The 23,795-nt window shown below is 55.6% G+C and carries 21 protein-coding genes and 1 pseudogene; 1 reads left to right on the top strand and 21 read right to left on the bottom strand.

The annotated features are described in order from the left end of the window. Window positions 1-4: 4 nt before the first annotated feature. From IP582_RS02195 to nnr, 20 genes are all read right to left on the bottom strand, one after another. Window positions 5-1,567 (bottom strand): ABC transporter substrate-binding protein, encoded by a 1,563-nt coding sequence (locus IP582_RS02195; RefSeq protein ID WP_193794947.1) that lies wholly within the window; start codon window positions 1,565-1,567, stop codon window positions 5-7. A gap of 23 nt (window positions 1,568-1,590) precedes the next feature. Continuing rightward, entirely contained in the window at window positions 1,591-2,808 is a 1,218-nt protein-coding gene (locus IP582_RS02190; RefSeq protein WP_071193469.1) for a M20 family metallopeptidase, read from the bottom strand. A gap of 54 nt (window positions 2,809-2,862) precedes the next feature. Then, window positions 2,863-3,639, bottom strand: a complete 777-nt coding sequence (locus tag IP582_RS02185) for an ABC transporter ATP-binding protein (protein WP_193794946.1) — start codon at window positions 3,637-3,639, stop codon at window positions 2,863-2,865. Next, the gene (locus tag IP582_RS02180; protein WP_079497688.1) at window positions 3,639-4,409 is read right to left on the bottom strand and encodes an ABC transporter permease; all 771 of its coding nucleotides are present in this window, start codon (window positions 4,407-4,409) and stop codon (window positions 3,639-3,641) included. Before IP582_RS02180 ends, IP582_RS02185 begins: the two co-directional genes overlap by 1 nt. After that, window positions 4,406-5,407, bottom strand: coding sequence for a glycine betaine ABC transporter substrate-binding protein (locus IP582_RS02175; RefSeq protein WP_193794945.1), 1,002 nt, complete (start codon window positions 5,405-5,407; stop codon window positions 4,406-4,408). The genes IP582_RS02180 and IP582_RS02175 overlap by 4 nt, the downstream gene beginning before the upstream one ends. Before the next feature lie 75 nt (window positions 5,408-5,482). Next, the gene (locus IP582_RS02170) at window positions 5,483-6,208 is read right to left on the bottom strand and encodes an aspartate/glutamate racemase family protein (protein WP_193794944.1); all 726 of its coding nucleotides are present in this window, start codon (window positions 6,206-6,208) and stop codon (window positions 5,483-5,485) included. Continuing rightward, the gene (locus IP582_RS02165) at window positions 6,201-7,217 is read right to left on the bottom strand and encodes a D-cysteine desulfhydrase (RefSeq protein ID WP_193794943.1); all 1,017 of its coding nucleotides are present in this window, start codon (window positions 7,215-7,217) and stop codon (window positions 6,201-6,203) included. The genes IP582_RS02170 and IP582_RS02165 overlap by 8 nt, the downstream gene beginning before the upstream one ends. A gap of 221 nt (window positions 7,218-7,438) precedes the next feature. Next, complete coding sequence (gene rnr, locus IP582_RS02160; protein WP_193794942.1) at window positions 7,439-9,871, bottom strand: ribonuclease R; 2,433 nt, start codon at window positions 9,869-9,871, stop codon at window positions 7,439-7,441. A 155-nt stretch (window positions 9,872-10,026) separates the two neighbouring features. Continuing rightward, window positions 10,027-10,455, bottom strand: a complete 429-nt coding sequence (nsrR, locus tag IP582_RS02155; protein WP_039077809.1) for a nitric oxide-sensing transcriptional repressor NsrR — start codon at window positions 10,453-10,455, stop codon at window positions 10,027-10,029. 151 nt (window positions 10,456-10,606) lie between these two features. Continuing rightward, window positions 10,607-11,905 carry an adenylosuccinate synthase gene (purA, locus tag IP582_RS02150; RefSeq protein WP_039077810.1) on the bottom strand — a complete coding sequence of 433 codons (1,299 nt, stop codon included), beginning with the start codon at window positions 11,903-11,905 and terminating at the stop codon, window positions 10,607-10,609. A 103-nt stretch (window positions 11,906-12,008) separates the two neighbouring features. Next, a complete protein-coding gene (locus IP582_RS02145; protein WP_039077811.1) occupies window positions 12,009-12,206 on the bottom strand; it encodes a DUF2065 domain-containing protein in 198 nt (65 codons plus the stop codon). 74 nt (window positions 12,207-12,280) lie between these two features. Continuing rightward, on the bottom strand, window positions 12,281-13,285 hold the full coding sequence (gene hflC, locus IP582_RS02140; protein WP_039077812.1) for a protease modulator HflC: 1,005 nt from the start codon (window positions 13,283-13,285) through the stop codon (window positions 12,281-12,283). A gap of 2 nt (window positions 13,286-13,287) precedes the next feature. Further along, entirely contained in the window at window positions 13,288-14,553 is a 1,266-nt protein-coding gene (gene hflK, locus IP582_RS02135; RefSeq protein ID WP_039077813.1) for an FtsH protease activity modulator HflK, read from the bottom strand. Between the two features lie 140 nt (window positions 14,554-14,693). Next, entirely contained in the window at window positions 14,694-15,974 is a 1,281-nt protein-coding gene (gene hflX, locus IP582_RS02130) for a ribosome rescue GTPase HflX (protein WP_039077814.1), read from the bottom strand. Between the two features lie 74 nt (window positions 15,975-16,048). Further along, window positions 16,049-16,354 (bottom strand): RNA chaperone Hfq, encoded by a 306-nt coding sequence (hfq, locus tag IP582_RS02125; protein ID WP_039077815.1) that lies wholly within the window; start codon window positions 16,352-16,354, stop codon window positions 16,049-16,051. Window positions 16,355-16,450: 96 nt separating this feature from the next. Further along, entirely contained in the window at window positions 16,451-17,401 is a 951-nt protein-coding gene (miaA, locus tag IP582_RS02120) for a tRNA (adenosine(37)-N6)-dimethylallyltransferase MiaA (RefSeq protein WP_107223546.1), read from the bottom strand. After that, window positions 17,394-19,244: a DNA mismatch repair endonuclease MutL gene (gene mutL / locus IP582_RS02115; protein WP_193794941.1), complete on the bottom strand. Its 1,851-nt coding sequence runs from the start codon at window positions 19,242-19,244 to the stop codon at window positions 17,394-17,396. Before mutL ends, miaA begins: the two co-directional genes overlap by 8 nt. 9 nt (window positions 19,245-19,253) lie before the next feature. After that, window positions 19,254-20,594, bottom strand: coding sequence for an N-acetylmuramoyl-L-alanine amidase AmiB (gene amiB, locus IP582_RS02110; protein ID WP_071193464.1), 1,341 nt, complete (start codon window positions 20,592-20,594; stop codon window positions 19,254-19,256). A gap of 16 nt (window positions 20,595-20,610) precedes the next feature. Beyond that, window positions 20,611-21,072, bottom strand: coding sequence for a tRNA (adenosine(37)-N6)-threonylcarbamoyltransferase complex ATPase subunit type 1 TsaE (gene tsaE / locus IP582_RS02105; RefSeq protein ID WP_039077819.1), 462 nt, complete (start codon window positions 21,070-21,072; stop codon window positions 20,611-20,613). Continuing rightward, window positions 21,044-22,591 carry a bifunctional ADP-dependent NAD(P)H-hydrate dehydratase/NAD(P)H-hydrate epimerase gene (gene nnr / locus IP582_RS02100; RefSeq protein ID WP_193794940.1) on the bottom strand — a complete coding sequence of 516 codons (1,548 nt, stop codon included), beginning with the start codon at window positions 22,589-22,591 and terminating at the stop codon, window positions 21,044-21,046. The genes tsaE and nnr overlap by 29 nt, the downstream gene beginning before the upstream one ends. On the opposite strand from nnr, the gene queG reads away from it, so the two are divergent. Then, window positions 22,590-23,729 carry a tRNA epoxyqueuosine(34) reductase QueG gene (queG, locus tag IP582_RS02095; RefSeq protein ID WP_039077821.1) on the top strand — a complete coding sequence of 380 codons (1,140 nt, stop codon included), beginning with the start codon at window positions 22,590-22,592 and terminating at the stop codon, window positions 23,727-23,729. The genes nnr and queG overlap by 2 nt on opposite strands. Here the strand turns inward: queG and IP582_RS02090 are convergent. Further along, a pseudogene (locus IP582_RS02090) lies at window positions 23,712-23,765 on the bottom strand (hypothetical protein). The gene queG and the pseudogene IP582_RS02090 sit on opposite strands and share 18 nt — an antisense overlap. Between the last annotated feature and the right edge of the window lie 30 nt (window positions 23,766-23,795).

Raw genomic sequence — 23,795 nt, 5'->3', positions numbered from 1 at the left:
CCCGTCAGGGCTGAGTGACGCTCAGGTTCCACAGAATCGGCCCGCTCAGATCCTGATAACCTTTAACGTTATTTTTGATGGCGACCGCATCCGGCGTGGTGCGTCCCAGCACAATCACCGGCAGGTACTGCCAGAGCAGGACGTTGAGTTTATCCACCAGCGGACGCGTCTCTTTCAGGGTTGCGGCCTGTTTGATGGCATCCAGCACGCCGTCAATTTCCGGGCTATCGCTTAATCCCGGGAATTTCGCCCGCGAGTCGAGGAACGGATACTGATGCAGCACCTGGCGCATGGTGAACTCCAGCGCACAGAGATCGAAGTTTTTCGGATCCTGGCGGCGCTGCAGCACCGTCGGCCAGTCGTAAACATCAAGACGGGATTTCACGCCAATCTGTTTGAGCACCTGCTGGGCGACGATCGCCAGGTTATACAGCTCGGCATACTCTTTGGTGGCGATAATCACCACCTCTTCGCCTTTATAGCCCGACTCTTGTACCAGCTTGCGTGCCTCATCCAACTTATGCTGATTCCAGTAAGGCTTACCGGCATCGCTGTACCAGTCCACCTGATCCGGGAAGCCCAGCGATGGCCCCTCTTTAAAGAAGCGCGGATCGCTATAGCCCGCCAGCAGAGTCTGGTGCACATCCAGCGCCAGGTTAAACGCCTGGCGCAGCTTGACGTTGGCAAACGGCCCCTGATTTTTATTAAACAGATAAGTGATAAGCGAACCACCGCTTTGCGGCTGGAACAGCGAAATGTCCGGCGCGCTGGCGAGGGTATCAATATTGTCCTTCGGCAACTGGAACACCAGGTCATACTCCCCGGTCATCGCCCCCGCCAGGCGGGTCGATTCGTCGGTGATATAGCGGAACCAGATGTCTTTGACGTCCGCTTTTTTCTGCCCGGACAACCCGCTGGCCGCTTCGGTACGCGACACATACTGGTCGTAACGGGTCAAATGCAGATAATCTCCGGCTTTAAATTCCGCCAGCTTGTAGGGGCCGGTGCCAATCAGTTCAGTGACCGGTTTTTTGCTGCTGTTCGCTTCATCAATAATGCGTTTCGGCATGATGGCAGCGATGTTTTTCACGTCCGCCAGCACGTTGAGAGTAATGAGCGACGGCGCGGGCAGGGTAAAGGTGACGGTCTTGTCGTCGACTTTGCTGAACTGTACGCCCGGCAGGTTGGCCTTGCCCTGCGTCGACACAGTGAGCCAGCGGTTCATGGACGCCACCACGTCATCGGCGGTGAGCAGTTGCCCGTCATGGAAGTGGACGCCATCACGCAATACGAAGGTGTAGGTTTTGCGATCGTCGCTTAAGGTGTAGCTCTGCACCAGCTCCGGCACCGGCTCGTAGCGGGCATTAATGGTAAATAGCGTCTCGAAGATATGGCGGTCCACATCCGAAGTGGCGTTGTTGGTGGTGAGATACGGGTCCAGCGTTCCCGGACGGTTACCGTAAGCGATATTGAGCGTGGCGTTCCGGTTAACGGTTTCTGCCTGCGCATTCCCCAGAGGTAAAACCGCCGCCAGCATCAGCGCGGCGGCAGAAAACAGCATTTTCATTATGTTGTGGCTCCAGTCGGGTATCAGGCAGCCTGGGTCGCAGTGCTGCGCCCGGCGAATTCATCTTTGGTTTCCTGCAACAGCGCCGCATCGGTCAGTAAACGCAGGCCGGTACGGGCCAGCACCTGCGCGCCGGTGACCAGGGCTTCGTAGCCTTTTACCGAGTTCGCCGCTTCACGGAATGCCACGGTGTGACCGATAAGATCGTCCGGGCCGATTTTGATATAGGGGTGTCCTGTTGGAACGGCATGGCTGATATCGCCCGCATCCGTTGAACCCAGCCCCTCTTTCTCTTTCAACTCGACCTCTTCCCCGGCGGCGGTAAACTCTTCCAGCAGCACGTTATTAAGCGTGTGGTTGATATTGAAATCACGCGGGCCAACCTGATGCTCAATTTTCACCGTGGTGCCGGTTGCCAGGGCAACGCCTTCGGCAATGGCGCGGATGCGCGGCTCAAGCGCCAACACCTCTTCGCGGGTATGGGCGCGAATGTAGTAGTGGGCGGAAGCGTATTCCGGGATCACGTTCGGAGCCTGACCGCCGTTAGTGATAATGCCGTGGACGCGAATCCCATCCGGCAACTGCTGGCGCAACACGCTGATGCCGTTGTAGAGCAGGACCAGCGCATCCAGCGCGTTCACCCCTTTGTGCGGCGAGCTCCCCGCATGGGAAGGCTTACCGTAGAAATGGAAATAGAGATGATTGTTGGCCAGCGACGGGCCGGAAAGGCGGGTTTTGCCTGCCGGGTGCACCATCAGTGCGACATCAACATCATCAAGGAAGCCATGCTCAACAAAGCGGGCTTTCACGTTGCCGTTCGGGCCGCCTTTACCGCGCAGTCCGCCCTCTTCCGCCGGAGTGCCGAGCACCACCACTTTACCGCCGGTCTGATCCAGCACCTGACTTAAGGCTACCGCCGCCGCAATGCTGGTGACGCCAATGATGTTGTGCCCACAGGCGTGACCAATGTCGATCAGCGCATCGTATTCCGCCAGATACGCAATGGTTGGCCCCGGTTTGCCGCTCTCTTTGACGGCGTAGAAGGCGGTCTCGTGTCCGGCCACGTTGGAGGTCACGGTAAAGCCATGCTTCTCCAGCAGTTGGGTCAGCACCCCGTTGGCGTAATACTCGTTATTCCCGGTTTCGGGATGGGCATGAATATCTTTGGCTATCGCCACATACTCGTCGCGGTGCTGATGAATGCTCTCTTCCAGACGGTCTCGTAATTCGCTCGTGCTCATTGCTTCCACCTCAGTGATGTCAGTTGATTCATTCCCGACACCGGGAACAGGGAGTTAACCTAAATGACGTTTCGCCTCCTGGCGGACGCGGTGTAAAACGTGCTGCTTGATTTCGCCGTAACGCGGGTGCTCCGCCAGCGTTTCAATGTCGCGCTCGCGGCCAAAGGGCAGAACAATCTCTTCGACGATTTTTCCCGGTTTGGCCGACATCACCAGAATGCGGTCGGCCAGAAACAGTGCTTCTTCCACATCGTGGGTGACGAACAGTAGCGTGGTGCCGGTCGTCAGCCAGGCTTCACGCAGCAGCTCCTGCATCATCAGACGGGTTTGTGCATCCAGTGCGCCAAAGGGTTCATCCAGCAGCAGTACTTCGGGCCCCGGCAGCCAGGCGCGGGCCAGCGCCACACGCTGCTTCATACCGCCGGAAAGCTGCCATGGCGCATGCTGCTCAAAACCTTTCAGGCCCACGCGGTTCAGCCAGTCCTGCGCCCGCGCATTGACCTCTTCTTTTTGATAACGACCCAGGCGCGGGCCAAAGGTGACGTTATCCAGCACCGACAGCCACGGGAACAGATTCGGCTGCTGGAAGATCATGCCGCGCTCCGGCCCCGGCTGCCGCACCGGTTTTCCGCTCGCCAGTACGCGGCCGCTGTCCGGTTTGGTAAACCCGGCGACCAGGTTGAGAATGGTGGATTTGCCGCAGCCCGACGGCCCTAACAGCACGACAAACTCCCCTTTATCGAGGGTGAGATTGATCTCCTCCAGCACCGTAAACGGCTGCGGTTTTGCCGCAAACGAAAGGGAGATATTTTCAAGCTGGATAGCACTCATTATTCTTTCCCCGCCCACGGGACAAACAGACGTTGTAGCCCCAGCAGTAATAAATCCAACAGATACCCCGTCCCGCCCAGGAGCAGGATGCCGAGCATGACGATATCGGTACGTAAATAAGAGCTGGCGTTGATGACCATCCAGCCGAGGCCTGAACTGGCGGCGACCATCTCAGCGGCAATCAACGAGGTCCAGCCAATACCAATAGAGAGCCTGACGGTGGTAAAGAGATCCGGCAGGGCATCCGGCAGCACCACGCGCAGGAAAATCTGCCCTTTGGTGGCGCCCAGCGTTTGCGCGACCCGTATGCGTGCCCGCCCAATCCGCTCCACCGCCGCCGACGCCCCCACCACCACACTCAGGAAGGTGGCGATAAAGATCAGGAAGAATTTCGACGCTTCCCCTATCCCCAACCAGACCACGGCCAGCGGGATTAGCGCGATTTTCGGTAACGGACGCAGGAACTGCACAAACGGGTTAAGCACCGCGGACAAACCGGGTGACAGCCCCATCAGCAGTCCGAGCGGGATACCCAGCACAATCGCGACCGCAAAGGCGCTCAGCGCACGGGCCAGGCTCACCGCCACGTGCTGCCAGAGCGGGACCTGGCGGTAACCGTCCGCCAGCAGCTCTTCGGCCGTCAGGCCAATATCGGTGAGTGACGGCAGTAACAGCGGGTCCACCCATTGCCGGGTGGCCGCCAGTTGCCAGAGCGCGAAGAAAACCGCCACCGAAAACACGCTGATGGCGATATGCTGACCTACTTTCATTTTGCCGCCGCTTCCCGGATGTAACGGGAATCAATCGCCGTGTCCCAGTTGTCCGGGATATCCTGCTTACGAATTTCGCCAATGCCTGCGAGGAAGTTAGAGGTTTTGGTCAGCGCCTTGCCAATGCCGCTATGGGTGGTGTCGGTGCCGTTACCCAGCCAGGCCGCAGTGCCCTGCTCAGCAAGCGTTGGGTACTCCAGCCCGCCCAGGGTATTCGCAGCGGTGGTGACCGGTGCGCCCACTTCTTTCGCAACAATGGCGGCAGCGCTTTCCGGGTCTTTCTTAAACTCGTCGACTTTCTGCTGATGCACGCGCAGGAAGGCGCTCACTGTTTCCGGGTACTGTTCGGCAAAGGCCTTACGTACCACGTAGTTGTTGTAAATCAGGTAGCCATCTTTCTGCAGATCTTTGGTGGCAAAGACCTGATGACCGCCGGAGGATTCCAGCTCCTGCGCAAAGGGGGCCCAGACGTAACCTGCGTCAATATCGCCGCGTTTCCACGCTGCCACCATCTCTGCCGGGCGTAAAGGCAACAGCGTTATTTTGCTGCGATCGAGTTTATTGACGCTAATTGCCGCTTCCAGCGCATAAGCCGCCGTGGAATTTGGCGGATAGGCCACGCGTTTCCCTTCAATATCTTTAATCGTGTTGATGCCGTCTTTGCCAATTAAACGTTCATAGCTGGCAATAACGCCTGAAACACCAATAATTTCCACAGGCAACTTACGGACAATACCCGCCGTTGCCGGACTGGAGCCGAAATTGGCAATATCAATCGCATTGCTGGCGAAATAATTAAGGGCATCGGCACCGGAGGCAAATTGCACCCATTTTACCTGGCTGTGTAAGGCTTTATCTAAAGAGCCGTCGGCTTTGGCGAGCATTAATACCTGCGAGCCGCCGCTATAAGCCACGCGAACTTCAGGAGGATTGGCGGCCATACTGATATTGGCCCACAGGCTGCCTGCTGCGAGTAATATGCCGAGCGTTTTTTTCATTTCTTTTTCCTTGAGGTAAATGCGAGTCATCTTTCCCGCAAAGCAGGGGAAAATAGTCAATTAAAGCGTGTTGTTTTATGCCAGTTGCGTGAGGCGATAATCCTGCCAGAGGCGGGAACATCGTTCGGCCAGCGATTGTGCGGGGTCGTGCGTAAGTGACAGAAACGGCGCTTCCACCGCACGCAGAGCCACCGGGACTTCCGTGCAGGCCAGCACCAGTTGCTGCGCGCCGCGCGCCATCAGCGCCAGCGCCTGTAATGAGAGCAGCTCGCCACCCTCGGCCAGTTTGCCGCGCTTCACCGCGTAGCAGCCGGGCACAAACCACTCAGCCAGCTCGTCTTCGGTAGGCGTGATGGATTCAATGCCCTGCGCTGCCAGACGCTGCTGAAACCAGCCGGCGTCCAGCGTCCCTTTGGTGGCAATGATGCCGACACGTTCGGGCTTTTTCGCCACCGTTAGCAGCGCATCCAGGGTAGCATCCACGATATGCAGAATGGGCGCATCGCTGGCGGCGCTCAGTTGCGGATACCAGTGGTGCGCGGTGTTGCAAGGAATAGCGATATGGCTCGCCCCCGCCTGATTCAATTTTTCAATGCCTTCAAGCAACTGAGGCAACGGCGTCGGACCAGCCCCGGCCAGCGCCTTTTGCCGGTCGGCGATTTGCGGCACATTCCACACTACCGACGGCAGGTGGTGTTGATCGCTCTGCGCCGGTGTGGCGTCGAGCAATTTGTGCTGAAAGTCGAGCGTGGCGAGCGGCCCCATGCCGCCCAGCACGCCAAGCAAAAAGGGCTTAGCCATGACGGGCATGCGCCTCCAGCACCTGGCGATAGCCAAACAGACCAACGGAGCCACCGGTGTGGATAAACACCACGTTCTCATCCTTGCGGAAATGGCCCTTGCGAATCAGGTCGATAAGCCCGGCCGCCCCTTTCCCGGAATAGACCGGGTCGAGAAGAATGCCTTCATGGCGGGCAAAGAGGGTCAGCGCCTCCAGCATGCTCTCGGTCGGCAGACCGTAGCCGTCACCGACGTAATCGCTGTTCGCCACCACCGCCTCACGCGGTAGCTCACCCGGCACACCCAGCAGCGCCAGGGTGCGCGAGGCCAGATTCCAGACGTTCTCTTCCTGCTTCGCCTTCGGTGCGCGAACGCTAATCCCCAGCACTGGCACCTGGCTGTTGGTGGCGGTAAACCCGGCGACCAGCCCGGCTTGTGTACCTGTACTGCCGGTAGCGTGCACGACATGATCAATACGCAAACGTAACTGTGAAGACTGGTACAGTAACTCTTCGGCACAGGCGACATAACCCAGCGCACCAATGGGGTTAGAGCCACCGCCAGGGATAATGTAGGGGTTATGGCCCTGCTCACGTAGCGTCGCGGCATAATCTTCCATTGCCTGCTGCATATCGGTGCCGCCCGGCAGATGGGCAACGATTTCGCCACCCAGCAAATCATCCAGCAGGACATTCCCGGAGCGTTGATAGTCTTCGCCAAAGTCGGTAACGCGTTTTTCCAGCAGCACTTTTGCGGCCAGCCCAAGTTTCGCCGCGCCGGCAATAGTCTGGCGCACATGGTTAGACTGGGTCGCCCCCTGAGTAATGATCACATCGGCTTTGTTCTCCAGCGCATCGGCCAGCAGAAATTCCAGCTTACGGGTTTTATTGCCGCCGCTGGCAAGCCCTGTCGCATCATCGCGCTTGATCCATATTTTCGGACCACCGAGTAATGCAGAGAGATTATTCAGAGGCTCCAGGGGAGTGGGAAAATGGCCGAGCGAAAGTCGGGGAAAGCGCGCCAGATGCATAACGACTCCTTGCTAAATAAGCGAATAACAGATGGGAGTCACTATACACATCAGAATCTGAGCGCTAATCACCAATAATAAATATCGATTCTCACAATTTAGCTAAGTCAGAGAAATAACCGTCCGGCGGGCTATTTCTATTACACGCGGGAATATATTACGTTAAAAAAGAATAACCCCTCTGCATAGAGAGGGGTTATCAGACGGTATTTCAGCGCTATTTATTCAGCGTCTTTCTTTTTTGACGCACGCTTCGCTTTAGTCGCTGCGGCAATTTTTTGCGTCTTCGCGGACGGCTTTTTCACGTTTCTTTCTTTCTTCGGTTTCGCGGGGCTTTTCGCTTTACGGAATGCGCTGTCGGGTTCGAAATTAACTTTCTTACCGGTCTGACGACGTTTACCCGACGGCTTCGCGCCGTTACCTTTCTTCGCGTTTTCACGTGCGGTTTTACCCACATTACGCGGCCCGCGTTCGCTGGAAATCAACGAGAAGTCGATTTTACGCTCGTCCATATTGACCGCTTCCACACGCACTTCCACTTTGTCGCCCAGACGGTAAGTCTGGCCGCCCGATTCGCCAATCAGACGCTGGCCCACCTGGTCGAAGCGATAGTAGTCGTTATCGAGCGTGGAGACGTGCACCAGACCATCGATAAACAGATCGGTCAGGCGTACAAAGAAGCCAAAGCCGGTGACGCTGGCAATCACGCCAGGGAAGGTGTTGCCCACATGGTCCTGCATAAAGTCGCATTTCAGCCAGTCAGAGACTTCACGGGTCGCTTCATCCGCGCGACGTTCAGTCATTGAGCAGTGCTGGCCCAGTTGCAGCATCTCTTCCATAGAGTAGTGCCAGCCGCCGGTTTCAGTGCTGTTGCCGGTATGGCCCTCATCTTTCGCCAGCAGATATTTGATGGCTCGGTGCAGCGACAGGTCAGGATAACGGCGGATCGGCGAGGTAAAGTGTGCATAAGATTGCAGCGCCAGACCGAAGTGGCCGCGGTTTTCCGGATCGTAGACCGCCTGCTTCATGGATCGCAGCAGCATGGTTTGCAGCATCTCATGATCGGGACGATCGGCGATGGACTCAAGCAGTGCTGCATAATCCGCAGGCTCAGGCTTGTTACCGCCCGGTAGCTCCAGACCCAACTCCGCCAGAACGGTACGGAAAGAAGTGATCGCCTCAGTCGTTGGCTTGTCGTGGATACGGAACAGCGCAGGCTCATTCTCTTTCTCAACGAAACGCGCCGCTGAGATATTCGCGAGGATCATGCACTCTTCAATCAGTTTATGGGCATCATTACGCTGAGTTTGCTCAATGCGCTCAATTCGACGCTCGGCGTTGAAGATAAACTTCGCCTCTTCGCTCTCAAAGGAGATGCCGCCACGTTCGGCACGGGAGGCATCAAGTACTTTATAGAGGTTGTGCAGCTCTTCGATGTGCTTAACCAGCGGCGCATACTGCTCGCGCAGATCCTGATCGCCCTGCAGTATATGCCAGACCTTGTTATAGGTCAGACGGGCATGGGAGCTCATTACCGCTTCGTAGAAGGTGTAACTTGTCAGACGCCCCTTTGCCGAGATGGTCATTTCACAGACCATACACAGACGGTCAACCTGCGGGTTGAGTGAACACAAGCCGTTGGAGAGCACCTCCGGCAGCATGGGCACGACCTGGGATGGGAAATAGACCGAGGTTCCACGAGCTCGCGCCTCATCATCCAGCGGCGTGCCCGGACGGACGTAATAGCTGACATCGGCAATAGCGACCCACAGGCGCCAGCCGCCGCCGCGTTTTTTCTCACAATAAACGGCGTCGTCGAAGTCACGGGCATCTTCACCATCGATGGTGACCAGTGGCAGGGAACGCAGATCTATGCGGCCCACTTTGGCCTCTTCCGGCACCTGCTCTTTCAGCCCTGAAACCTGTTTTTCAACCGCAGGCGGCCAGACGTACGGAATTTCATGGGTACGCAGCGCCATATCGACAGCCATGCCGGTGCCCATATTGTCGCCCAGTACTTCGACAATTTTACCGATGGCTTTAGTGCGACGGGTCGGGCGCTGGGTCAGTTCAACCACCACCACAAAGCCCATGCGCGCGCCCATGATCTCTTCTGGCGGGATCAGGATGTCGAAACTCAGACGGCTGTCATCCGGCACCACAAAGCCGACGCCCGCGTCGGTAAAGTAACGGCCAACAATCTGACCGGTTTTCGGTACCAGGATGCGCACAACACGCGCTTCACGACGACCTTTACGGTCGGCACCCAACGGCTGGGCCAGAATCTGATCGCCGTGAATACACATTTTCATCTGTTCGCTGGAGAGGTACAGATCGTCTTTGCGGCCTTCTACGCGCAAGAAGCCGTAGCCATCGCGGTGACCGATAACCGTTCCTTTCAGCAAATCAAGGCGTTCTGGCAGGGCGTAACACTGACGGCGGGTAAAGACCAGTTGTCCGTCGCGCTCCATGGCGCGCAGGCGGCGGCGCAGTGCTTCGTTTTGCTCTTCGCCTTCGATATTGAGTTCAATTGCCAGCTCTTCACGGCTGGCTGGTTTTTCGCGTTTTGTTAAATGTTCGAGGATAAATTCGCGGCTGGGGATGGGGTTTGTGTATTTTTCAGCTTCGCGTTCCTGGAAAGGATCGTGTGACATAGCGGTTCCTCCGTTGTCATCTCTGGTGAAAGTCCCGTTATCTTTCACGCTACCTCTTTGTTGGCTTCTTTCACTCGCCCCGTCACTTATTGATATAAGCGCCGGGGGAATTCGTTCAGTTGCCGCCGCGATGTAACGCGAAATTCTCAGGGTTTTTATCCTTCCACCAGCAGTAATTTGTAAAGCGGTTGATTCTCTTCAACCAAATCGGCCAGCGTGTAGTTATCCAACTCCTTGAGGAAACTTTGCACAGCCTTAGAAAGCGCCCGCTTAAGGCGGCAGGCGGAAGTAATATGGCAAAACTCACTGCTACAGTTAACCAGCGCCAGCGGTTCCAGGTCACGCACGACATCGCCAATGCAGATATCTTTCGCCGCCCGACCAAGGCGTATCCCGCCGTTTTTTCCTCTGACGGCAGCAACGTAACCTTCACGACTAAGTTGATTGATTATTTTGACCATATGATTACGGGACACACCATAGATTTCAGTGACCTCGGTAATGCTGGTCATCTTTCCTTCCGGCAAGGAAGCCATGTAAATCAGTGCGCGTAATCCGTAATCCGTAAAACTTGTTAACTGCACATCTACCTCAGTAAAAGGGAGAAAGGTGAGATACCTACAGGTATTGACTCTATTGATGATAAACCAGCCAACAGTGATGCCGCTAATTTATTTGAACTGAAGGGGAAAAAAGCAGGAAGAGAGGGGCCTGCAAGGCAAGCCCCCTGGATCATTACGCGTCGAATGGGTCGCGCAGGATCATGGTTTCTGTGCGGTCCGGACCGGTAGAGATAATATCGATCGGCACGCCAGTCAGTTCTTCAATGCGTTTGATGTAATTCAACGCCGCCTGCGGTAACCCGCTACGCTCTTTCACGCCAAAGGTCGATTCAGACCAACCCGGCATGGTTTCATAAATCGGCTCAATACCTTCCCAGTTGTCTGCCGCCAGCGGAGTCGTCGTCACTTCACGGCCATCCGGCATACGGTAAGCAACACAGATCTTCACTTCTTTCAGGCCGTCCAGGACGTCCAGCTTGGTCAGGCAGAAGCCTGACAGGGAGTTGATCTGCACAGCACGACGAACGGCAACGGAGTCCAGCCAGCCGGTACGACGACGACGACCGGTGGTAGCGCCGTATTCGTTACCCTGTTTGCACAGGAACTCGCCGATATCATCGAACAGTTCTGTCGGGAACGGACCCGCACCCACGCGGGTGGAGTAGGCTTTGATGATACCCAGTACGTAATCCACATAACGCGGACCCAGGCCAGAACCTGTTGCCACGCCACCTGCGGTGGTGTTAGAGGAGGTGACGTACGGATAGGTACCGTGGTCGATATCCAGCAGCGTACCCTGCGCGCCTTCGAACATCACGAAGTCGCCGCGCTTACGCGCCTGATCCAGCAGATCGGAAACATCAACCACCATCGCGGTGAGGATGTCGGCAATCGCCATGACATCGTCCAGCACTTTCTGGTAGTCAACCGCTTCAACTTTATAGAAATTCACCAACTGGAAGTTGTGATATTCCATCACTTCTTTCAGTTTGTCAGCAAAGGTCGCTTTATCGAACAGGTCGCCAACACGCAGACCGCGGCGAGCAACTTTATCTTCATAAGCTGGCCCGATACCACGACCGGTGGTGCCGATAGCTTTCGCACCGCGCGCTTTCTCACGTGCCACATCGAGCGCAACGTGATAATCAAGGATCAGCGGGCATGCTTCGGAGAGCAGCAGACGTTCACGAACCGGGATACCACGGTCTTCCAGTTCTTTCATCTCTTTCATCAGAGCAGCAGGAGACAGCACAACACCGTTACCGATGATGCTGGTCACATTGTCACGAAGAATGCCTGATGGAATAAGATGGAGGACGGTTTTTTCACCGTTGATTACGAGAGTATGGCCTGCGTTGTGACCGCCCTGGTAGCGAACAACATATTTAGCCCGTTCAGTCAGAAGATCAACAATCTTCCCTTTACCTTCGTCACCCCATTGGGTGCCCAGTACGACGACGTTGTTACCCATTTTTTCAAAATCACCGTTTGCTTAAAAATGGATTCTACCATCGCTTTTTCAGATATACAGCACTTTTTGTACCCAAAATGAGGCAAATCCGACCGTTTTTTGATCAGCCAATCGTTTTCCTCAACATGTAGTAGATAACGATACCGGCGACCACAAGACCCCCTCCGAAGCGACGCAGCAGGTTGTCTGGCAATGTACTCATCGTGGCAATCATGCGACGCCAGGCTCGGGGATAAAGCATTGGACCGAGCCCTTCAAACACCAACACGAGCGCCAGTGCCAGCCAGATTGTTGCGTTCATTTTTTATCCTTATAAAAAGAAAACCACCGCCCTGATGGGCCGGTGGTTTTTACTTATAAAATCGAGACGTCAGTTTAACGTGTCGCGGAAGTCGGTGTCTTCATGTAACGGAAGAAATCGCTATCCGGGCTGAGCACCATCACATCCTGGTTGCTCTGGAAACTGCTTTCGTAAGCACGCAGGCTACGGATAAAGGCGTAGAAGTCAGGATCCTGACTAAAGGCGTCAGCAAACAGTTTCGCCGCTTCGGCATCGCCTTCACCACGCAGGATACGGCCCTGACGCTCAGATTCTGCCAGTGTCTTCGTGACTTCATAATCGGCTGCTGCGCGCAGTTTTTCAGCCTCTTCCTGACCCTGAGAACGGTGGCGACGGGCAACCGCTTCACGCTCAGCGCGCATACGGTTGAAGATCGCTTCCGACACTTCGGTTGGCAGGTTGATCTGCTTGATACGCACGTCAACGACTTCAATACCCAGCGCCGCCATACTGTTCGGGTTCACCACTGGCACTTTACCGTTGGTTTCAGCCTGAACGCGCTCTGCTGCTTTAGCGATTTCGTTATCCGCCGCTGGCGTTGTCACTTCGTCTACCGTACCCGCAGAACCGGAGTTCAGCGCGTCACGCACTTCCAGCGTCAGGCGGCCACGAGAATCGGTCACGATATCTTTGACATCCAGGCGACCAATTTCAGAACGCAGACGGTCCGAGAACTTACGTTTCAGCAGTACTTCCGCCTGAGAGACGTCACCGCCTCCCGTCGCCAGGAAGTAACGGCTGAAATCGCTGATTCGCCACTTGATGTACGAGTCGACAATCAGATCTTTCTTCTCTTTGGTCACGAAACGATCAGCCTGGTTATCCATCGTCTGGATACGCGCGTCCATCATTTTAACTGACTGAATAAAAGGCACTTTAAAATGCAGACCAGGCTCATAAATTACCGGCTTTTTATCGCCGTCACGTACCACGCTGCTGAACTGGAATTTGATCCCGCGTTCACCCTCTTTTACGACAAAAATAGAAGTGTAGAGCACTACCAGCGCGATGATGATAATCGCGATAACTGACTTACGCATCGTTATTCCCCCTGACGCTGATAGTCGTTACGCTGCGCGTTAGCGCGGCGTTGGTCCATAATGTCGCCCTGACTGATAGACGATGAATTGCTCGCACCGCTGTTACCGGAAGAGGACGCAGGCGGCAGGCGCAGAAGGTTGTTCGCGCCACTGCTATCGCTCTTTGCCGCAGGTGCATTCCCGCCTTTCAGCATCTGATCAAGCGGCAGAACCATCAGGTTGCCACCTTTATCGTTGACCAGCACTTTACGGGTGTGGCTCAGCACTTTTTCCATGGTCTCGATATAGAGACGCTCACGGGTAATTTCCGGTGCGGCTTTATACTCAGGCAGAATCTTCGCAAAGCGAGCCACTTCACCCTGGGCTTCCAGAATGGTTTGGGTCTTGTACGCGCGCGCTTCTTCCAGGATACGCTGCGCCTGACCGTTTGCACGAGGCTGCACTTCGTTGGTGTACGCTTCCGCTTCACGGATGAATTGCTGCTCGTTTTCACGTGCGGCAATCGCATCATCAAAGGCGGCTTTGACCTCTTCTGGCGGACGCGCCGCCTGGAAGTTGACGTCCAGCAGGGTGATACCCATGTTGTACGGTCTGATGGTCTCTTCCAGCTCACGCTGGGTATCGCTACGGATAACGGTACGGCCTTCCGTCAGAATGCGGTCCATGCCGTATTTGCCAATAACGCCACGCAGCGCGCTGTCTGTCGCCTGGCGCAGACTGTCATCCGCGCTGGTTACGCTATAGAGGTAACGTTCAGGATCGGTCACGCGGTACTGCACGTTCATTTCGACGCGCACGACGTTTTCATCAGACGTTAACATCACGCCGGACGCCGCCAGCTCGCGAACGGATTCGACGTTTACCGCCGTCACGTTATCGATAAAGGTCGGTTTCCAGTTCAGACCTGGCTCTACCAGATGACTGAATTTGCCGAAACGGGTCACAACGCCACGTTCCGCTTCTTTAATGGTGTAGAACCCACTGGCAGCCCAGATAATCACGGCAGCAGCCGCGACGATGCTGACGATGCGGCCGCCAACGTGGCCACGCGGGCCGGAAGGTTGTTGGCTTGCGCCACCTGAACCGGTGCCTTTGCCACCACCCAGGCCGCCGAGTTTTTTGCTCAGCTTACGGAAGATATCATCCAGATCAGGTGGCCCCTGATCGCGACCGCCTTTGTTTCCATTTCCCTCAGAGTTGCCGCCTGGTTTGCTGCTTCCCCACGGGTCGCGGTCTTGTCCGTTGTTACCGGGCTGATTCCACGCCATGTATGTGCTCCATATTTGTTATGCGGTTTTACCCTTCATGCTTCGGGCTGCCTCTTTATTGGCGGCCTTGATTTGCCGCCACGATGCAACCCAAATTATTTTAGGTACCCCAAAAGGGGAAAATCCTTCTGGCCAACCGGTCAGACGACGTAGTCTTCCAGTGCCGGTTCTTGTTTACAGAGGCGACGCCAGTCCACAATCGGCATACGCACCTGTATGCCCAGACTCCCGTCTTCCTCCATCCACTCTTTTTCGATGGCCTGAAGCTGATAAAAACGACTTCTCAGACGACCTTCTTTTGCCGGCAAACGCAACGTATGCTGCGCAACCTCGCCAGACAGCCGCTCTGTTAAAGCCTGGAATAACAGTGGTACGCCGACTCCGGTCTGAGCGGAAAGCCACACCCGAATCGGTTTATTTTCATCATCACGGTCAATACGCGGCTCAAAATCATCCAGCATATCGATCTTGTTCATCACCAGCAGCGTCGGGATTTCATGTGCGTCGATCTCCTCAAGCACAATGTTCACCGCCTCGATGTTGTCAGCGACACGCACATCGGCCGCGTCTATGACATGCAATAGCAGCGTCGCCTGCCGGGTTTCCTGCAACGTCGCTTTAAACGCCGCCACCAGGTCGTGAGGCAAATGGCGAATAAACCCAACGGTATCCGCCAGTACGGTTTCACCTACGTCAGCAACATCAATACGACGCAGGGTCGGGTCCAGTGTGGCGAATAGTTGATCCGCCGCGTACACCTGGGCCTCGGTTATCTGATTAAACAGGGAGGATTTGCCGGCGTTGGTATAACCCACCAGCGACACCGTTGGAATATCCGCTTTCATGCGCGAGCGGCGTCCCTGTTCACGCTGCTTTTCCACTTTCTCAAGCCGCGAGAGGATTTGCATAATACGATTACGCAGTAAACGACGGTCGGTTTCGAGCTGGGTTTCACCCGGGCCACGCAAACCAATCCCGCCCTTCTGTCTTTCAAGGTGGGTCCAGCCACGCACTAAACGCGTCGCTAAATGGCGCAACTGCGCCAGCTCAACCTGCAGCTTACCTTCATGGGTACGCGCACGCTGGGCGAAAATATCTAATATCAAACCTGTACGGTCGATAACCCGGCATTCACATAACGCTTCAAGATTACGTTCCTGGGCCGGACTCAATGCGTGATCAAATAAAACAACAGAAGCCCCTGTCGCTTTTACGGCTTCCGCAATTTCGACAGCCTTACCTTCACCTACAAAATACTTAGGGTGCGGTGCTTTACGGCTACCAGTAATCACCTGCATTGCTTCGACACCGGCGGAAGAGACCAGAGATTCAAACTCCTGGAGATCTTCCATATCTTTGTCTTGCGAAAAATAGATGTGTACCAGCACCGCCTGCTCACCGGCTTCATAACGGTCAAACAAGCGTAAACTCTCCTAAAATACCAGCGGGGAACTCAGAATCCTGGCTCCCCGACATGGAAAAACAGCCATCAACCTTATTCGGTTTCTTCGCTGTCCTGCTGCGCAGAGGACTGAGCATTGCTACCGTGATGGTAGTTACTGCCAGTGCCGCCGCCCGCGTTATTGCTATGATGAGAAACCGGGCGAGACGGAACAACAGTGGAAATAGCATGCTTGTAGACCATCTGGCTGACCGTGTTTTTCAACAGGATCACGAACTGATCGAAAGACTCAATTTGCCCTTGCAGCTTAATACCATTCACCAAATAAATTGAAACTGGAACACGTTCCCGACGCAGTGCGTTCAGGAACGGATCTTGTAAAGATTGCCCCTTAGCCATTCTATCTTTTCCTTATATGCTTGTTTTGTACTTAGAACCCGGGAGTTCTGAAAACTGCGTAAAATTTTGCGCACGATACAACTTGATTGTACACATTCAATTCGCGATCGCACCAATAACCTGTAACACTTCGTTGTATGACTCTTGCGGCTTTTCACTGTCTAACCAGTGAACGCCATCCCAGCCACGCAACCAGGTTATTTGCCGCTTTGCTAACTGCCTCGTGGCGCAAACACCTCTGTAAACCATTTCGTCGTAGGATATTTCGCCTTCAAGATACGACCACATCTGGCGATAACCCACACAACGAACGGAAGGCATATCCGTATGCAAATCTCCGCGAGCAAAAAGCGCCCGCACTTCTGCTTCAAAACCCGAAGCTAACATCTGATGAAAACGCTGCTCAATTCGCTGATGGAGCAGTTCACGGCTCGCCGGGGCGATGGCGAACTGATGCACCTGATACGGCAGAGTATCTCCAGACGTTTGCGTCAGATCTGTTAAAGTTTTACCCGAAATGAAAAAAACTTCCAGTGCCCGGGAAAGCCTTTGCGGATCATTTGGATGGATTCGCGCTGCGGCTACAGGATCAATAGTCTGTAGCTGCTGATGCAACGCGTCCCATCCACGCTCTGCTGCTTGTCTTTCAATCTCTGCTCGTACCGCTGGATCCGCTGATGGCAAAGGGGACAACCCTTCCAGCAGTGCTTTAAAATAAAGCATCGTGCCGCCAACCAGCAGCGGGATGCGCCCTTCTGCGGTAATCTCCGCCATGGCTGCCAGCGCATCGCGGCGAAAATCGGCCGCGGAATACGCCTGCGCCGGGTCGAGAATATCCAACAACCGGTGCGGAGCGGCGCGTAATTCAGCGGCAGTCGGCTTCGCCGTACCAATATCCATCCCTTGATAGATAAGGGCTGAATCCACGCTTATCAACTCAACTGGCAAAACTTTACGTAACTCAATGGCTAATGCCGTTTTGCCAGAGGCCGTCGGCCCCATCAAAAAAATAGCCTTAGGCAGGCCAGCCTTGCTTACATCACTCATGTTTCAGGGCATTCATCGCCATAGATAAATCAACAGGTTGTAACAAACCATCTGGCGGGGTCTTAACCAGATGCGGACAAAGACGTTCGACGTCGGTAAGCAGACTAATGGCTTGCGCCATATTCCACTGGGTATGTTCGCTCGCCAGATGGCGGGCCAGCCAGTGGGAAACATTCACCGCATCAATCTCTGTCTGCTGCGCCAGGTAGCCTATCAGTTCAGGAATCAAGATTTGTAAATTTTGTTGGCGTAAGGGTAAAGGCACGGCGCGAATCGTAACGTGTTGACCATCCGGCACAAATTCGATACCCATTTCGGCCAGTACCGGTTGCGCGCGTTTTAACGCGGCATTTTCTTGTGAGGATACTTTCAGACGCACGGGAATGAGTAGCGGCTGTCCGCACACCGGCCCGCCGGTCGGCGACAATTGCGCCTGTCTCAGCCAGCGCTCTGCCACGGGCAACGCCAGTAACGCGACCTGACCGCCGCGCTCAAGCAAAGCAAAGGCAGGCGCGACAACCGTCAGCACCCGACCAAAACTCTGGCTGTGCGCGTCCAGAACGGGAGCGACTTCTTTTACGACATCCGCTTTACGCTCCGCCGCCGGGGTTTCCAGCAACTGGCGGTACAGCGCGCCTTGCTGCTTCTGATAACCCGGCTGTGCGTTTGGCCATGAAGGCACACGTGCGGAACCTGCCGAAGCAGCCCCTGATGAAGCAGACGCTCGCGTCGTGGGCTCGCGCATCACAGAGGGTTCTGCGAAGTGATTGCGCCCGGCGGCGATGCGGTTTTCCGGTATCGGGCGCGGCGCTGGTTCGTCTTCCAGCGGCAAGGCGGTTGCTGTCTGCTGTTGCAGCACGCTCAGCACACCCTGGTAGATAAAATCATGCACCAGCCTTGACTGGTGAAAACGCACCTCATGTTTTGCCGGGTGCACGTTCACATCAACCTGGTGCGGGTCTATCTCTAAATAGAGGACAAAGGCAGGCTGCTGATCGGCCCCAAGCTTGTCTTCACAGGCCTGGCGAATCGCGTGGTTAATCAGGCGATCGCGCATCATGCGGCCATTGACGTAGCAATACTGGATTTCAGCAAACGCGGATGTGGTCGCCGTGGGCTCAGCCACCCAGCCACGTAGCGCCAGGTCGCCATGCTGCCATTCGATTTCCAGCGCCTGTTCCAGAAATGCAGTACCGCAAATAGCCCCCAGCCGACGCTCTTTTTGCCCGTTCTGAGTCACCGCACGGTACTGACGCATCATCTTACCGTTATGGCTCAGGTTGATGGTGACATCAAAACGCGCCAGCGCGATGCGTCTTACGACTTCATCAATATGGCCGAATTCGGTTTTTTCGGTGCGCATGAATTTGCGCCGCGCCGGGGTGTTATAGAAGAGGTCCAGCACTTCCAGGGTGGTGCCCACAGGATGGGCGGCAGGCTTAACGGTCACGTCCATATCACGGCCTTCCGCATAAGCCTGCCAGGCCTCCTGCTGTTCGGCGGTGCGCGAGGTGAGCGTCAAACGCGAGACAGAGCTGATACTGGCCAGCGCTTCACCGCGAAACCCCAGACTGATGATGGCTTCAAGATCGTCAAGCGAGGCAATTTTACTGGTGGCATGACGTGCCAGCGCCAGCGCCAGCTCATCTTTTTTAATGCCGCCGCCATTATCGCGAATGCGGATAAGCTTCGCCCCACCGCGTTCAATATCGATATCGATGCGGGTCGCGCCCGCATCCAGACTGTTTTCCACCAGTTCCTTCACCACCGACGCAGGGCGTTCCACCACTTCGCCTGCGGCGATTTGGTTCGCAAGCTGTGGCGGCAAAACCTGAATCGGCATGAAGTCTCCTTAATTAAGCAATCCGCTGGCAGGCGCTGCGGCGTTAGCCATTTGTCCACTGCCCCCCTGCGGCGCAGATTGCAGAGGGTGTGCAAGGAAATAGTTGCGCAGCCCCGTGTAGATTGCTTCCGCAAGCTGCTGCTGGTACTCATCGCTGCCCAGCATACGCTCTTCGCTGTTGTTACTGATAAACCCGGTTTCAACCAGCACTGACGGGATATCCGGCGAACGAAGTACACCAAGGCTTGCGTGTTCCGGATGTCGCTTATGCAGCGCGCCAATACGCGCAAGCTGAGTGATCATACTGCTGGCGACATCATAACCGACACGCTGAGAATGGCCGAATTGTAAATCCAGCACCGCCTGGCTCAGGTAGGGGTCAGACTGACTGTTCGCCAGCACATCGCCCGCGCCGCCCAGCAGTTCGGACTGTTTCTCATGCTGCTCAAGCCAGCCCGCCATTTCACTGTTGGCGCGACGGTTAGAAAGCACCCAGACGGACGCGCCGGTAGCATCGCGATTCGGTGCGGCATCCGCATGAATCGACACCAGGAAGTTTGCGTTTTGTTTACGCGCCACGTCCGAACGCCCCATCACCGAGATAAAATAATCGCCATCGCGGGTCATTACGGCTTTGAACATGGGGTCGTCATTCAGCAAAGTACGCAGTTTACGCGCCACGGAGATAGTGACGTTTTTCTCCTGAGTGCCGCCAGGACCAATCGCACCAGGATCCTGCCCGCCGTGCCCGGCATCGATAGCAATAATGACTTTACTGTCCCCGGAAGCCGGACGCGCCTGTGCCGCAGGACGAACCGCCGTATTGCTGCTGGTGACGCTGGTGATGCGATCGTTGCTGCCACTAAAAGGATTACGACCGGGTTGGGTCTGCACCGGTTGCGGCGTGACAGCAGGCGTCTCAACGCGTTTCGCTACCACTTTTGGCGGCGGAGGCGGCGGCGGCACATCGGCATCAATGGTAAACACCACGGTATAACCTGAGCCGCTTTGCTGTTTCACCGCGCGCGTTTTACCGTTTTGCGTTAAATCGACCACCAATCGCAGCGACTGGTTATCCTTCGGCGTGCCCGAACGAATGCTTCTGACCAAATTGTTACCGCTGAACTGGAGCGGCAACCCCTGAATTACACCGGTTTGTTTGATATCCAGCGCAACGCTTCGCTTCCCTTCCTGAGAAAAGGCATATTCCGGATCGCCCATAAAACTGAACGTGATACGGGCCTGGTTATCCCCATTGGAAACCTGAATATCTGACAAACTCGCCGCACCGACCTGCATGCTGAATAAAATCAGTGCGGTCATTAGCCAACTTTTAACGCGATAAATCATCCCGTCATCCCTTAGATTAACCGGCCAAACGAGCCAGCAATGCATCGCCAGATGAGGATACAGCAGTAATGCGCGCCTCACGCCCCTGCGCCTGGTAATCAATATGAATTTCGACATCCGGGTCAGGCAGCACACCCGCACCTTGTTGCGGCCACTCGACCAGGCAAATAGCGTCGTTGGCAAAGTAATCGCGGATCCCCATAAATTCCAGCTCCTCAGGATCCGCAAGGCGATACAGGTCGAAGTGGTACACATTCAGCTTATCGAGTGTGTAGGGTTCAACCAGCGTATAGGTCGGGCTTTTAACATTCCCGTTGTGACCCAGAGCCTGCAGAAAGCCCCGGCTGAAAGTGGTTTTACCCGCACCCAGGTCGCCGTACAGGTAAATCACTGTCGCGCCATTGCAAGCCTGCGCCATGCGTTGCCCCAACGTAAGGGTCGCCTGCTCATCAGGTAAAGGAATTACTCGATTCATCATCTTCTGTTTCAATAACGTCCGGGTTAACTACACGCACCAGCGTGGAAAAAAGATCGGTTGCCAGCATGCCCCGCATCCCTTGTCGCGCCGCCAGCACATCTGCTGCGACACCATGGGCGAGACAGCCTGCGCAGGCCGCGTCATACAGTTCAAGCTTCTGCCCCAGCATTGCGCCGATAATGCCAGACAGCACATCTCCCATGCCGCCGCTGGCCATCCCCGCATTACCAGCATCAATAATACTGACCTTGCCGTCAGCGCCCGCCACCACCGTACCCGCCCCTTTCAGAACGACAATGCCTGCGTATCGTTGTAGCAGACGTTGCGCAGAAAGTAAGCGATCACTTTCAATTTCTGCAACGGAACAGCCAAGCAGGCGCGCAGCCTCGCCAGGGTGCGGCGTCAGGATGCGATTGTGACGTTTATCGGGATTGATTGCCAGAAGGTTCAGCGCATCGGCGTCCCAGAGCATCGGTTTGCGGAAATTCTCAACTTTCTGCAGGGCTTTTTTGCCCCACTCTTGCTGACCGAGCCCCGGCCCAATGACCACCACATCGGCCCACTCCAGACTCTCTTCAAGGCTCTGTGGTGTGAGTTGATGTACCATCAGCTCCGGGCGGGCCGTAATGACAGGCGCAATATTTTCGCTACGCGTGAGTACACGCACCAGCCCCGCCCCCGCCCGCAGCGCCGCTTCGCCCGTCATGCGGATAGCGCCAACGGTGCCATGATCGCCGCCAATGATGACCAGCCGACCATGGGAGCCTTTATGTGAAGTGGGGCGACGCGGCCTAAACCAATGGGGAAGGAACGTCGCATCAACGCGGGTCAGTAAAGTTTGCTGCCCGGCCAGCCAGTTTTCCAGCCCCAGAGCATGATAATGGAGCACACCGACGACATCACGGGCCTTCCCGGTCAGCAATCCCGGTTTCAGGGCGATAAAAGTCACGGTATGCGCGGCCTCAATGACCGCACCAGGCGTTGTACCGGTCTGGGCCAGTAAACCAGAAGGAATATCCAGCGCCAGGATCGGAGCCGGATGTGCATTAGCCTGGGTTATCAGAGCCGCGCCAGGCTCTTTTGGTGCGCTGTTAAGCCCTGTGCCCAGCAAACCATCAATAATCAGATCGACGCCTTCCGGCCAGATGATATCAGCAGCATGGATGACACCTCCGGCGTTCAGCCAGGCTTCTCGCGCCGCCTGCGCCTCTTCCGGCAGCGGCTTGCTCCCCTCAATAGCCAACAGGGTCACCTCAATGCCTGCGGCCGCGGCCAGACGTGCGACAACATAACCATCGCCGCCGTTGTTGCCATGGCCGCACAGCACGAGCCAGTGTCGCGTTGTGGGATAGTGTTCCCGTGCGACGTTGAACGCGGCTTCACCCGCCCGCTGCATCAATTCAAACAGCGTAATCCCAAGGCTATCTGCCGCCTCCTTTTCCGCCCGCCGCAGTTCATCCGCAGGCCAGATGGAGTGTGGTATACTTGCTGCGTATTTCTTCATTGTATGGTCCGTCATGTCAGAGCCCCTCGATCTCAATCAATTAGCGCACAGCATCAAACAGTGGGGCACTGAACTGGGTTTTCAGCAGGTCGGTATCGCTGACACCGACCTTTCCGCCAGCGAACCTAAGCTGCAGGCATGGCTGGACAAACAATATCATGGCGAAATGGAGTGGATGGCGCGACACGGCATGATGCGCGCCCGTCCACACGAGCTTCTGCCCGGCACCTTGCGGGTTATCAGCGTAAGAATGAACTATCTCCCCGCAAATGCCGCCTTCGCCAGCACACTTAAAAACCCGGCGCTGGGCTATGTCAGCCGCTACGCGCTGGGCCGCGATTATCATAAACTGCTACGTAACCGATTAAAGCAACTCGGTGAAAAGATCCAGCAGCATTGTGCTTCGCTGAATTTTAGACCGTTTGTGGATTCTGCGCCCATCCTTGAACGCCCATTAGCTGAAAAAGCCGGGCTTGGCTGGGTAGGTAAGCACTCACTAATCCTTAATCGCCAGGCCGGATCATTCTTCTTCCTCGGCGAGTTACTCATTGATTTGCCCCTGCCTGTCGATCAGCCCGTTGAAGAGGATTGCGGTCGCTGCGTGGCCTGCCTCACCATTTGCCCGACCGGGGCGATTGTCGAGCCCTATACGGTCGATGCACGCCGCTGCATCTCTTATCTCACCATTGAGCTGGAAGGGGCGATTCCGGAGGAATTCCGCCCGTTAATCGGTAACCGCATCTATGGCTGCGACGACTGTCAGCTTATTTGCCCGTGGAACCGTTTCTCGCAATTAACAGATGAAGCAGATTTCAGCCCGCGCAAGGCGCTACATTCGCCGGAACTGATTGAATTGTTTGCATGGAGCGAGAGCTGGTTTTTGAAAGTAACGGAAGGCTCGGCGATTCGCCGTATCGGTCATCTACGCTGGCTGCGTAATATTGCCGTCGCGCTGGGTAACGCCCCCTGGGATGAAGCCAATATACGTGCGCTGGAACAACGCCGGGGTGAGCACCCACTTCTTGATGAACATATAGAATGGGCCATTGCGCAACAGGTGGAAAAACGAAATGCCTGCGTGGTGGAAGTACAGACACCGAAGAAACAACGCCTTGTGAGGGTTATCGAAAAGGGGTTAATACGTGACGCCTGAGCCATCCACAGCTTGTGAATAAAATTAAAAACGCATTGCGTTTCAATGCCCACAAAATCGTCAAGT

This window comes from Citrobacter sp. BDA59-3, assembly GCF_015167655.1.
Lineage (GTDB): Bacteria > Pseudomonadota > Gammaproteobacteria > Enterobacterales > Enterobacteriaceae > Phytobacter > Phytobacter diazotrophicus.
This window is presented reverse-complemented; position numbering and strand designations above follow the sequence as displayed.